Below are 13,291 nucleotides of genomic sequence, written 5' to 3' on the forward strand. Positions count from 1 at the left end.
ACTCGTTTTGACATGACTAATCGCATTAATATCAGCACCACGGTCAAGAACATATTGCTATGCATCTATCAACCGTGGCCTGCAAAGATGACAGTAGTCAAGTCAAAACCTAAACTAACTAGCGATTGTACAACTTTCAAATCATCATTTTTTAGAGCTTACAGCATACGCATATATGGAAGTCCAATGGTCACGAAAAAGTCTCCTTCATTCGTTTATGAAGTCACGACAATATTCTACCATTATTTCTTTCCGGCTCCAATATTCACTAGCTATATTTGAATGTTTTAAAGTGCTATAGTTTCATACTCGCCTGAATGATTGCGTTCCTATACATATGTTCGAACGGTCTTTAAAAAAAAGTTTGGATTATCGAAAAAAACTTTTAACAAAGTTTCGATTCGATCCTTTCGTGATCAAATAAAAAAAGTGCGATGTCTGCTCAACATCGCACTTTCACTAGAGATTCATCAACATATAGAACACGAAACAAAGAGGGTTATCAGCTAGAAGCTCGCTTAGCGAGCGCGGACAAATCATGCCCTTTTAAGGCCCCTTCAACCAGCATAGGCAGCATGGCCGGCGTACAGGCAAAACTAGGCGTTCCATCACGCGACAATGATTTTGCCATTTCTTCGTCATAAGAAGGCTTTCCCTCATCGGACAAGGCAAGCAAACATAGCGTGCTAACCCCGGATTCCCTCAGCTCGCGCATCCTTCTAATCAATGCCCCTCGATTGCCGTATTCTTCAAGGTCAGAGATGATAATAAACAACGTCTTTTTCGGTTCTTTTATAAATTGCTCGCAATAAGCAACCGATTTGTTAATATCGGTACCGCCACCGAGTTGGATGCCGAACAGCATATCAACAGGATCGTTCCCGCATTGCTCCGTCAAATCCACGACCTCTGTATCAAAAGCAACTACCCGTGTATCCAGCGCTGGAATGCTGGCGAAAATCGAGCCGATAACGGATGCCCAAATGATAGAATCCGCCATTGATCCGCTCTGATCGATATCGACAATAACGGTCCATTCCTTGCTTCGCTGGGATCGGTCAAAGAAATAAAATTTTTCCGGAATGATCTGGCGTCTCTCGGCATTGTAATGCTTCAGATTACGCTGGATCGTTCGTTTCCAATCGATTCCGGCCACGGACGGCAGCGGCGAGTGCTGCCTGCGGTTGAGAGCTCCGGTCACCGCTCGGCGAATATTGTTTTCCATCAGCTTCACAAGATCGTCAACAACAGCCTGCACGAGCATTCTAGCCGTGTCTTTCGTTTTCTCCGGAATTTTCCCCTTCAAGGACAACAGCGTGCCGACCAGTGCAATATCCGGCTTGACTTGCGACAGCACCTCCGGCTCAAACAAAAGCTGCTTCCAGCCTTTACGTTCCATCGCATCCTGCTGAATGATAGAAACAACATCGTCCGGGAACAAGCTGCGCACATCCCCCAGCCATTTTGACAGCTTCGGCGCCGACTTGCCGGCCCCACTGTTTCCGCCGCTTTCTATGCCATCACTCGTTTCATCATATATGGCGGCTAGCGCTTGATCCATAATTCGTTCATCTTCACTTAACTCAATTCCCCCACCCCCGCAATAGCCTTCCAGCTGTTTCTCCGCAGACTTGCCAAGGATGAGCCGCCAACGCGATATGGCCTTCTGATCTTCAACTGCACTCATATTAAAAATCCTCAAAGTCAAACTCATTTAATTGATCTATCATTTTTGCTTCGTCCTCCTTCAACTCTCCGCCTAGCAGTTCTTCCGCTTGCTCGGCATGTATGCCCCATAGCTCGCCGAGCAGCTCGGCAATCATCGTTTTCTCTTTGGGAGCAAATGTGCTGAAGGCCCGCCGCAGGAAGACAAGAGCGCGTGAAAATTGTTCATTTTCCAAAGACAAAATATATTCATTCAGCTGCTCCCACAGACTTAAGCGAGACAACAAGGCGTACCTGTTGCGCATCGACAGCCCTTCGAACCAGCCTGCGCCAATGTCGGCCGAAATACCAGGAGAAAGCCGGCGAGATACTTCCTCTGCACATTGCTGCATCGAAATTTCGCCTCGTTCCAACAGGATAGCACAAGCAAAACCGGATAATCGCGGATTGCGGTCGTCTCTCTCTGCCAAGCGGCTAAGCTCTAAAAGCCATAATCGCTCATCCACTTGATCGCTATGCTCAAGCGTGATGGCGTTTAGCTCATTTATCGCAGCTACCATCGCGTGGGCCGCTTCATCGTTGCAGCCGCTGGCATCCAGAAGGAACAGGCAGCCCCGCGTATACAATTGCTCCAGCAGTGGCAAAAGCGGAGCGGTATCGAACCGTCTAATATCTCCATAGCTAATAATCATTGAAAGCTCTCGTGCCGCGGCAGCGATTTGGACGACGTCGCGACTATCGGCTGCAAGCCTCTGCAATGTTTGACAAGCCGATTCCAGCTGCGACAACATTCCGCATTCGCAAGCGATACGAATGAGCTTCGAGGCATCGGCAATTACGACGCATTCCTCCAGCCGCTGCTTCAGCAAATAAGCGGCAGCAAGCTCAACCGTCTCTCCTAGCAGCGTTGTTTCTACAACTTGAATTTCCACTTCCGGGGACCATTGAATGATCCAATGTTCAGCCCATGTTGCATTCTCCTGACCGCTCGACCTATTTTTCGCTAGGGCAATGCCAAGAAACTTAAGCCGATGAAATAAAGTGGAACGATGAAGATCCAAAAATGCGGCCTCTTCCGTCTTAACCCGCCTATTTTCGCGCAAGTCAAGATCCAAATCAGTCGCAATCGCGGTTCGATACTTTTCCAGCTTTAATTGCTTAAACAACCGTTGCAAATCTGCTTGGATGGGGGTTTGGCTCACGCCGTCCGCGAGCATGCCGATAGCCGTTCCTACATCGGTACGGGCCAAAGCTTCTGCCACAACAGTCAATTCTCCTCGACCAAGCAGCGTTTGCGATGCGTCACGCAAATCGCGCAGCGTAGGCGCGCTTCCGCCATGCAAAGCAGCTAGTGATTCTGCAAGTCGCACCGCCTCAATAACTTCGGCTGTGGAGCGATGAGTGCCTGACTCGCGCAGCGCGCGAGCAACGTTTGTTACATAATGATGGGGCAAATCTTCCAGCGTACCGTCCATCATGCGCTCCCACATCATTTCATAGTAATGAGGCGCGTTGTTGCCGGCTCCATAACCGGACATCGCGGACAGCTTAAAATACGAATAAGGCATGAGCGTCAGTTTGGTGCTGCGCGCCGGAAGCGCGGCCAATTCCTCATCCGTCATCGCTTCGCTCAAATCGGCGAGAGCAGCCGCATGATATGCGCCGCATACAACGACAATACGATCCGGCTTATGACCAGCATCGATCATCTTCATAATATTGCGACGCATATATGCTTCTCTAACGGCGTTATAAGCGTATTCCGTTCGATCCGAAAGCTTCTCCTTCTCTTCTGACAGTTCTCTTATATGAATGGAAAACGCCTTAATCGCTGCGTCATATGTACCCGCATTCAAGTTTTGTTCAAAATGGCGCTCCCAGTACATATCATAGTCATGCTCTCCGGCAAGCTCTGCAATTTTGCTATAGATCGAGCTTTCATCTCGTCCATCCTCTTTGGTCTGCTCATGAGCAGGTTCGGTTTCGTTTGCCCCTTCTTCACCTGCATAGGGCTTATGCCGTCCCCCTTGAAAAGCAAGCACCGCTGAGGATGGCAAATCGATGAAAGCTGAAGCCGCGCCATTCGTCTCTGCCCATTTCATCGCCTGAAGCTCCGGCGAATAAACGGCTAGCGGCCATAATACCGTTCGAACAGGCAGCTCATCTGTAAAAGCCAACAAAGCAACAGGCGGCTTAGTCGCTTTGTTCGTCAAATGACGGATTTCCGACGTAGCGTCGGAAGGTCCCTCAATCAATACAGCTGTCGGCTGAATATGATCCAGAAAGTCGAGCAAATGCTTTGCTCCACCGGGAGACAAATGCCTCACACCGAAAATATGTACAGCTTCTACCGCAGGCGCACTCACTCGTTCATCTCCCGGCAAGCCGTATAGAGACCGCGCCATTCAGCGCCGCGTTTTTTCATCACATTGTCAAGGTACTCCTTCCAAACGAGCTTATCTTTTTCGTCGTCCTTCACAATTGCCCCTTGAAGGCCGGCAGCTAAGTCCTCATCTGACAGTTCGCCGTTGCCGAAGCTGGCTGCAAGCGCCATGCTGTTCGTGAGCAGAGAAATGGCCTCCGCCGTCGAAATCACACCCGCCGGAGATTTCAGCTTCTCTTTTTTGTCTAGTGTCATGCCGCTTCGCAGCTCGCGAAAGATAGTTACCACTCTGCGCATGGCCTCTTCACTCGGAACCGCAGCCTGCAAGTCGTAAGCTGTTGCGATTTCCGCTACTCGCTTCTTCACAATTTCAATCTCGGTCTCGATATCAGATGGCGTTGGCAGCACGATAATATTAAACCTCCGCTTCAAAGCGGCCGACATTTCGTTTACTCCCCGATCCCTCGTATTAGCCGTTGCAATAATAGAGAAGCCTTTGCGCGCGCTTATTTCCTTTCCAAGTTCCGGTACTGAAACCGTCTTTTCGGACAAGATCGAAATTAACGCATCTTGAACTTCCGAGGCGCAGCGTGAAATTTCCTCAAACCGCGCTACTCCTCCCGCTTCCATCGCTCTCATGACCGGACTTTGCACCAAAGCTTCCTGACTTGGTCCATTGGCGAGCAGCATGGCATAATTCCAGGAATAGCGCACATGCTCTTCGCTTGTTCCAGCCGTCCCTTGCACAACTAGCCCAGAGTCGCCATAGATCGCTGCCGTCAAATTTTCCGACAGCCAAGATTTAGCCGTACCTGGTTCTCCAATGAGCAGCAAAGCACGATCCGTCACCAAAGTGGCTATCGCCATCTCGACGAGCCTTTTGTTGCCGATATATTTAGGCGAAATTACGGTTTTCCCTGCCATACCTCCCGTTATAAACGTCAGTACAGACTGAGGAGACATTTGCCAGCCGGCCGGAATTTTTCCTTTGTCCGCTGCCCGCAGTGCTGCTATCTCCTCTGCATAAAGCGTCTCCGATGGTAGCCTCAATTGGTCTTGCTCTTGGCTCTTGCTCATTTGCTCATCTCCTCCATTTGATCCAGCACGTATTGAAGCTGTTCTCTCGCCGTGTAAGTGTATAGTGGCACTATCACTGCAATACGATCTTTGTAAAACGCTGGGATTGTGTAAATGCGATCCATAATAAACTCATCAATTCTATAACAGCCGGAGTTCCGCAAATCTTCCAGAACGGTTACGAGCACTTCCCATCTAGCAGCAGGAGGGACTTCCGCCCGTTCCAGTCCACTTAGCATTACATCAAGATCGTCTGAAGACGAGCCCAGCAAATTCAAAGTTTCTTTAAACCCTTTCAATATGGCTTCCGTACAAGCTTTATGGTCTGGTTTAGCAAATACACTTACAAGCAACGGTTCGTTTTTTTCAATGAGCCAATTCAACCAACGCTCATCCCACTCCGTTCTTATCCGATCTTGAGGAAGCAGAATATTGGCAATCTCAGTGACCGGCTCTGCACGATCGCGCCATGGCGCAGGGTACTTTCGTTGTTCCGAAGAAAGAACAAGTTCTCTTATCGCCGTTATAATCTGATATCTGCGTGTAGCAGTTGCCTTGACCTTAGATTTTGGCTTGTCTTCATTCATAACCGAATAACGTTCAAATAGTTCCTCAGGTGATAAAATACGGAACGAAGCACGGAATCCATTTGGCAAATAAGTCACGTTGCATTGTTCCAATTGATAAAGCAGCCCCAATGCCGCCCTTGAACCAGTCTTCTCCAAATAATCAGCCGCATGATCGAACAGTTCCGACCAACCGACCGAGGAAAACCGATCATATTTCCCAACGACATAGGCATACATGTCTTCCATTTCAGCGCTTTGCCTTCCGTCCAGAGCGCGGAGGTAGCACTGCATTCGAATCCTTGCCGATTCTCCCCAATGTTTTGCTTTTTTCTCTTCAGCTTCTAGCTCTTGGGCAATTTGCTCCAGCTCGCGAACCAAAAGCTGAATCAGCTTTCGATCAAACTCAGCTGATTGGCATTTCCTTGCAGCTTCCGAAGCAATGTCAATATCCTTGCCGGAGAAAGCCTCGTACAGCCGCTCCACTGCAGCCGGAGTTCCCGCTTCCGCCAAAGCATGGTAGGCTGCTTCACGAATGATTTTTTTCTTATCCTTAGTCCAGGCAAGCAAATCGGACTCGTATTTCGGATAGGACCCAAACAGCCGGATGGCAGCTGCCCTTATTTCTTCGGTACCATTCTCGGACGCCTGAACAATTAATTTCAGCGCGGCGTCTCCTCCAACTTTCCCCAGTACCCGCAATTTTCTCGTTTCTGCCTTGCCCCCCAATAGATTAAAAGACCCAGTCAAATGCGAAACTATTTGCTCCCCATAGGAAGGTAAAATATAAGCCTCGGCAAATTCCGCAATCTCCGCATACGGATCGCTCAGCGCGGAAATAGCATGATTCAGCAAACGTAGGTCCTGAAACATTCCTTCATTATAGGCATCCACTATAATTTCATAGCGACCCCCGCCTGTTGTTGTCATTGCCTCTCGGACCGCTGCCAGCTTGCGGTACGAATGTTTTGTCGTCAATGTATTCGAAAAACCTACTATAGCTGACAGCTCCCCCTCCGGGGTTACGGTTCCTAATGTGCGCAACACAGATCCTAGCAGCAGCCCGATATCGAGCAGTCTCTCCGCAGCCGTACTGGTTCCTTGTACCGAAGGATCAATGACGGATTCGATCCCTTCTCCAAGCCGCTTAAAAATCGGCGCCCGCTCGCCTAACTGCTGGAATTGCGGCAGCAGCCTCTTCAGCCGGAAATCATCGGCTGCCAGATCGCTTCCTGCTATAAAAAGCCGCCTTACTTCCTGATGAAGCTCTTGCAGCAATGCTGTACTCATCCCAATTCCTCCTAATACATGAGGCGGATGATGTCCGCGCCCTTAATAATTGTGAGCGGCTGTATAAGAAGTCGGCCGCTATCAAGATCATGCTCAAACATAACGAGCATCGTCATATCAACTAACCCCTCCGGCGTTACACTTGGCAGCAGCTCGACTGTCGGGTGACCGAACGATTTAATATCGGCAAGCGCTAGATGTTGCCCAGACGCATCGGTAATTGCAAAGCTTCTATTCTCCGTCTGGCGAACTTCGGCCACATGAAGCAGCATGACCGGATGGCGATCGCCAAGCGGGTTTTTCAACTGATTTTTTACCAGCTTCACCGCATCTAGAAAGGAGCGTTGCGCTGCCGTTTGAACCGCACCTAGGTCATCCGCCGAGAGAGGACGCGGAATCATTTCTTCCCAACGAACTCTACGGTTCATCTCACCCGGATAACGGTAAAGCTCCTTAATTTGAGCGACGTCGAAAAAGCTGTCGTCCTCTTTTATAAACTTTGCAGCTTTGTACGGACGGTACTGCACCGTGCGATGAACTTCCCCGGCCTTCGTTTCTAGCCAAAAGCCAAGGTCTACATATTCCTGCCGCGCCTCATTATCATAGCTTAGAAATGCAAGCTGAATCAGTTCGGCATCTTCTGTCATCAGCCCGTATTCTTTCAGCTCAGCGAGCTGCCATGCATGACCAAGCCATTCCTCGATGGTGGACTCATGATCCAGAGCCAGCTCCGTATCGTCAAGCTTTGCCGTCAAGTAGTCGCGTCCTTTTTTAATGAATGCGCGGATAAGCGTTAGCTGCTGAACGGCATCTGTATAAACGCTTTCCTGATCGACTCTATGAGAAAGCAGATTCACCAAACGTCGCAATTCCGTCTGCGCTCCTGTTAAATAATAATTGCCAAGCTGCTTCACATGATCTTTAATGGCATTAACCGTTTTTCGGTCAACTGTGCCTAACCCGCTGCGAACAAGCGAGAGAACCAGCTTCTCCAACTGATCGAGCCCTTCTAATTGAGTGGCGATTTTTTTCTTTAATGCCGCCTTATTTGTTTTTCTCGGCTTCGGCTCCGCGTCCTCGGAAGGTTGCTGCGCCTTTTTCTCTTCCCGTTTCTCCGCTTTATCCCGCTTTGCTGCAAGATCGTCGGGAACTGCTCCCATTGAAAAAGCAGCTCCGCTCACGTAAGCGTACAATAAACCTAGCGCATGCTTGCAAGGAAGCTGGCGGCTTGGGCATGTACAGCGCAGTACGGGCTTCTCCGGACGAATAAAATCGGCCGAACACTTGTAATTGGACTGCCCGCTGCCAGAGCATTCGCCAAATAACAAGGACTGATCCTCTGAATGGTGCAACTCCACGAAATTGCGTTTTTTAACAAGTCCTTGCGCATTTTTGATGGCTGAAGCATTAAGCGCCAGCGAATCAACGTATGCTTCTGTAATCTCGATCAAACGAAACCCCTCCCGGTTATCTATTAATGCTGATATGTATATCTATAGCCCTATATGTACTCCTAGAGGAATTCGAACACAATCTATGGACTATTTTCGACCATTCGAATCTATTTTATAGAGCACTTCACCGCCTTCAAAATATGCGATTTAATAGTTATATTACAATAATAGAAAATTAATTGTAAATTAATATCGAAATTTGAAATAAATCCGTACTATTGGAATGAACGACTCTTTTAAAATCTTCTTTGCATTCACTGCTACTAAATGCCTACTGAGAACGTTTTCTTAATGAATCATTTTTTGGGAGGTTTAAAATGGAACCTAAATACAATCCTTTCGAGGATAAAACGATTCACACCACTCAGTCAGACAGCTATACGGATGCTTATTCCCACAGAGAAGGCTTTAATGATGTCATTAAGCACTATGATGCCGTGAATGGCTTTTTAAATCCAAAGCGATTGAATCAAATTCCGAAAGCTTTGAGGCAGCTTATTCGATGGGCGATCATTATTAATGTGCTCCTGTTTCTTGTTTTTTCAGTATATGATCTCCTTAAAACGTTCGGTCTCATAACAGAAGCCCCTTGGCATGAACCCTTGCAGTCTGACGATATCCCTTGGTTGCCTAACGATGCACACTTGCAACCCGATGATATCCCTTGGTACGACCCATCTCAGTCCGACGCTCTCCCTCGGCTGCCTGACGATGCTCCTTTGCAGCCCGATGATATCCCTTGGGGTGAGCCATTGGATTTTGACGATCTCCCTCAGCAGCCTTAAGTCGTCAAACGCTCAATATGTAGGATGAATCATACATAAAAGCAGCCGTTATTGAAGCGGTTGCTTTTTTTTCTAAACAAAGGAAGGAAATGGCAACCTAATCGCGAATAGCTAGTTATTGCAAACAGATGCAAAGCGACGCTGAAATCAACCGACTGGCACCTATGTATTATCCTATATTCCCTAGGGCCATTTATGCTTTTAGGGGAAAAAGAAGGGTATTTTGAAGGTTCCAAACTCAGTTATCAGACCCACTTTCTGCTATAATTCTATTAGAAATATTCCCTCTCCTATACGCAAAAACAATTGTGGACAAAGAGTCATTTTGGGCACACCTCGAATTGAATCCTTTAGTACTAAAACATTTCATGGTCTCATATTCTTTCTCGTCAAGTTCAACATGGTGAAGCTGCGACCTTAACAAATGAAGGGTGGTGGTCATCTTCACGTAAACATGGTGTTTAATTGTCGTTCTGGATGAATCGGTATTTCAAGTCGCATTATCGGTTTGAAGCAAGCTGATTGAAAAAACGATGACGATGGAGGGATCATTAATGTCTACTTTACGTTTGTCTACTTCTAAACAGCTAAAGCTATTTCTTGTAATCGGTATCATTTTTACGTTTGTGTTCGGTTTGACAAATACGTTGTTTATTCAAAAAGCTTCCGCTCACGGCAACGTTCTGAACAGCCGGGCGGCGTTATGCGCAAACGGTCAAAATACGAATTGCGGACAAATTATATATGAGCCGTACAGTTTAGAAGGGGCAAAAGGATTCCCCGCAGCTGGACCTCCAGATGGAAAAATTGCCAGCGCCAATACATGGTTCACACAGCTCGATCAACAATCGGCTACCCGTTGGACGAAGGTAAACATCAGCCCCGGCTCTTATACATTCAACTGGTACATTAAGGTTCCTCATGCCACTACTAGCTGGAAATATTACATTACGAAACAAAACTGGGATCCTAATGCTCCACTGTCCCGTGCTTCCTTCGACCTTACTCCATTTTGCAGCGTAAGCTCAGGCGGATCTCAGCCAGGCGGATCTTATTCCGACACTTGCAACATTCCTAGCCGCACAGGATACCAGGTCATTTTGGCTGTATGGGAAATTTACGATACAAACAATGCGTTCTACAATGTCATTGACGTTAATTTCGGCGGTCCTACCGATAACGTTGCTCCTACCGCTCCGTCCAGCGCCACTTCCTCCAATGTCGGTACGACAACGGCAACGGTTTCATGGGGAGCTTCCACCGACAATGTTGGCGTTTCGGGCTACCGAGTGTTCAACGGTTCCAACCAGATCGCCTCTACAACAGGAGCTCTTTCCGCTAATTTGACGAATCTGACGGCCAACACGACGTACAACTTGACGGTTAAGGCGTTCGACGCCGCAGGCAACGTATCCAGTGCGAGCAATACCGTCACCTTCACCACGCAAAACACAACCGGCCCGGACACCGTGGCGCCTACCGCACCATCCAGCCTCCATGTGATGGGTACGGCCACCCCGACATCCGTCCCGCTGATGTGGAATGCGTCGACCGATAATGTCGGAGTCAAGGAGTATCAAATCTTCAACGGCGGCACGTATGTCGCAACTGTGACGTCACCAGCCGTTCAATACACTGTTGCGGGCTTAACGGCAAATACTTCGTATTCCTTCACGGTAAAAGCGCTTGATCATGCGGGCAATGTATCGGCAGCAAGCAATGTACTTACCGTCACCACGCCAAATACTCCTACCACTTATCCGGCATGGAGCTCAACAGCCGTCTATGTCGCTGGAAACAAAGTAACGCATAATGGCGTCAACTACGAGGCTAAATGGTGGACGCAAGGCGAAACGCCAGGCACTTCCGGAGCTACCGTTTGGAAGGTTATTCCTTAAGGTCGCCCCTCGTGTAATGTGATTTCAAGAAAAAAAAGGAAGCCTTCAAACCCACTGTAGCGGTGGATTTGAAGGCTTTTTGGCTCTACATTTGCTGGCTCATCCGTCGTTGACCTTTCGGACATTTAGTTGTGCCAGAAACCGCTGGAGCGCTCAGCACATACGCATAAGCCGAAGATCGATAAACAGCAAAATGAGATCGGGATTGGGGGCCTACCTTTTATTTCGGTATCGACTCGCACGATAGCCATGCCAAGTTGCAGTAAAAAACAAAATGCCTCCAGCCAGCCATAAAGGCTGCCAAAACCAGAGATACCACCGAACGGCCTGCGGACCAATCGCAGCTGGAATATTCGTCGCACCCGCTTCCATGAGCGCCACCTTGATTAGGCCAGCCCCACCATACCAGCTCAATCCCACACCTGCAACAAAAGTAAAGATTAACAGTATCCACCTCGGTATGAACCGAGTCCTTGGCTGAACAAGCGAAAGCACTAACAACGCCAGCAGTAATTTTAGGAAGGCGGTAACCCATAAAGCAGTAACAAAAGCAGACGCTCTAGCGTGAGCCAGCTCTTTCATTCCGTCCCCAAGCGTTCCCAACCCTAAAGTTCCTCCGCCAGCCCAATAAAAACACATTGCAGCAAACAAAAACGCCCATATGCCCGCGCCGTATGCAGCCCAAGTTTTCACTTGGGATTGCTTAATCGCCGACAGTCGAATAGTCGTCTTTTCCGTGTTCAACTTTAGGACACATCCTTCCCATAAGAAAACCGGTCTACCTGCGTCGATATGTTATAAAAACTCAATAAATTTGGCCAAACCTTTTTCAAAAATGCGATACCCGTCTTCTCCAAGCTCTTCGCGGAGTGCATTTATAAATTCCATTTGCATATTCTCATGGGATATAAAAGCTACTTTCCCTCTTTCAGCGAGCTCAACTATGACGGCCCTTGAATCCAGTGGATGAGCGGACCGACGTACGAATCCCTCTCTTTCAAGACGGGATACAATTTGTGTCGCTGCGCCCTTCGTTATACTTAACTTCTGAGCAAGCTCGCTCATAAGAATACCGTTTCCATATCCAATCGCTTCAATTGTATGCATTTCCGATGGCTTAAGCTCCCCCGCTTCGCCAAACGTGCGAGGTTCCCTCTCCATCCGGCGAAGTCTGTGAATAAGCTGACCAATTACATGATGGTTATTGTCCAAAATAAATCTAACCCCTACATTCAATTAACTTCCATTAGTTTCAAGTTAGATTACCCCTGCCGCATTGTCAAGGGCTAGGACGATTATCGATTAGTCGCTTACTACAGTTCCCACGTTACAATGGAAAAAACGGCTTCCAAATGCTTGCGCCAATCTAGCGCTGACTTCAAAGCCGGTACAATGGGAAACACCGATCCGTTCAATGTTCATTTCCAGCAAAGCTTGAATCGTTTTCTCCTTCTGTTCCTCGCTGACCGCCCATAAGTGGGTGCCTCCGATAACGGTATGAACACGATGTTCACCGGTCTTTTCCACGGAATAGTTAATGATATTAATAATCCCGGCATGAGAGCAGCCCAATATAATAAAAAGCCCTTTATCCGTTCGAATGATGACCGATTGATCATCTTCAACCGGGTCAATGACATAACCGCCCTCGGTTTCCAAAACGATATCCGTATCCCCGATTTCATAATTATTGGTTCTTGGCACTTCTCCGGTTAAAAACAGGTTAGGAACAATTTCAACAAAATCCCGGTTATACATAAACTTAGCTCCTGCTTCAAGCAGCGTTTCCTCTGGATGAGGAATTCCGATATAGCTATAACCGGATCGAATAAGATAGCTTTTTTTAAACAATTGCGGGTGAGTGTATACGGGAACATCGGTTTGCTGCATCGCTTGAAGCGCTGACAGCAGCCCTCCCGTATGATCGCAATGATGATGGCTTAATAAAATACCCGACACATCCGACCAATTTTTTCCTAGTCTATTCATGTTGTTCGTCAAGCCTTTCCCCTGACCCGTATCAAATAAAAAATGCCCATGATCCGTCTCGATATAGACGGCCCAGCCATGCTCGGCAATTGCTCTTAGGTTACCGAATACTGTGTTTTCGCAAATCACGGTTGCTTTAATCATCTTGACTCCTCCTCATTAAACTGTATTTGGTACGCTCTAT

Annotated in this window: 10 protein-coding genes; 2 read left to right on the forward strand and 8 right to left on the reverse strand. The window is 47.8% G+C overall.

Going from position 1 to position 13,291, the window contains the following annotated elements:
- Positions 1 to 502: 502 nt before the first annotated feature.
- The 5 genes from ACFQZE_RS04760 to ACFQZE_RS04780 are packed head-to-tail and all read right to left on the reverse strand — an operon-like array spanning position 503 to position 8,432.
- Entirely contained in the window at positions 503 to 1,687 is a 1,185-nt protein-coding gene (locus ACFQZE_RS04760) for a VWA domain-containing protein (RefSeq protein WP_379354175.1), read from the reverse strand.
- Position 1,688: 1 nt separating this feature from the next.
- Positions 1,689 to 4,031, reverse strand: coding sequence for a DUF5682 family protein (locus ACFQZE_RS04765; protein ID WP_379354177.1), 2,343 nt, complete (start codon positions 4,029 to 4,031; stop codon positions 1,689 to 1,691).
- Positions 4,028 to 5,125, reverse strand: a complete 1,098-nt coding sequence (locus ACFQZE_RS04770; protein ID WP_379354179.1) for an ATP-binding protein — start codon at positions 5,123 to 5,125, stop codon at positions 4,028 to 4,030. The genes ACFQZE_RS04765 and ACFQZE_RS04770 overlap by 4 nt, the downstream gene beginning before the upstream one ends.
- Positions 5,122 to 6,981, reverse strand: coding sequence for a HEAT repeat domain-containing protein (locus ACFQZE_RS04775; RefSeq protein ID WP_379354181.1), 1,860 nt, complete (start codon positions 6,979 to 6,981; stop codon positions 5,122 to 5,124). Before ACFQZE_RS04775 ends, ACFQZE_RS04770 begins: the two co-directional genes overlap by 4 nt.
- A gap of 11 nt (positions 6,982 to 6,992) precedes the next feature.
- Positions 6,993 to 8,432 (reverse strand): SWIM zinc finger family protein, encoded by a 1,440-nt coding sequence (locus ACFQZE_RS04780; RefSeq protein WP_379354183.1) that lies wholly within the window; start codon positions 8,430 to 8,432, stop codon positions 6,993 to 6,995.
- A 320-nt stretch (positions 8,433 to 8,752) separates the two neighbouring features.
- Here ACFQZE_RS04780 and ACFQZE_RS04785 point away from each other — a divergent pair, with 320 nt between their 5' ends.
- Positions 8,753 to 9,220, forward strand: coding sequence for a hypothetical protein (locus ACFQZE_RS04785; protein ID WP_379354185.1), 468 nt, complete (start codon positions 8,753 to 8,755; stop codon positions 9,218 to 9,220).
- A gap of 554 nt (positions 9,221 to 9,774) precedes the next feature.
- A complete protein-coding gene (locus ACFQZE_RS04790) occupies positions 9,775 to 11,118 on the forward strand; it encodes a lytic polysaccharide monooxygenase (RefSeq protein ID WP_379354187.1) in 1,344 nt (447 codons plus the stop codon).
- A gap of 213 nt (positions 11,119 to 11,331) precedes the next feature.
- Here ACFQZE_RS04790 and ACFQZE_RS04795 read toward each other — a convergent pair whose 3' ends face one another.
- The 3 genes from ACFQZE_RS04795 to ACFQZE_RS04805 form a co-directional block, all read right to left on the reverse strand.
- Complete coding sequence (locus tag ACFQZE_RS04795) at positions 11,332 to 11,862, reverse strand: DUF3995 domain-containing protein (protein WP_379354189.1); 531 nt, start codon at positions 11,860 to 11,862, stop codon at positions 11,332 to 11,334.
- A gap of 51 nt (positions 11,863 to 11,913) precedes the next feature.
- On the reverse strand, positions 11,914 to 12,330 hold the full coding sequence (locus tag ACFQZE_RS04800) for a MarR family winged helix-turn-helix transcriptional regulator (protein ID WP_379354191.1): 417 nt from the start codon (positions 12,328 to 12,330) through the stop codon (positions 11,914 to 11,916).
- Between the two features lie 90 nt (positions 12,331 to 12,420).
- Positions 12,421 to 13,251, reverse strand: coding sequence for an MBL fold metallo-hydrolase (locus ACFQZE_RS04805; protein WP_379354193.1), 831 nt, complete (start codon positions 13,249 to 13,251; stop codon positions 12,421 to 12,423).
- Between the last annotated feature and the right edge of the window lie 40 nt (positions 13,252 to 13,291).

This window comes from Paenibacillus sp. GCM10027627 (assembly GCF_042675505.1).
Lineage (GTDB): Bacteria > Bacillota > Bacilli > Paenibacillales > Paenibacillaceae > Pristimantibacillus.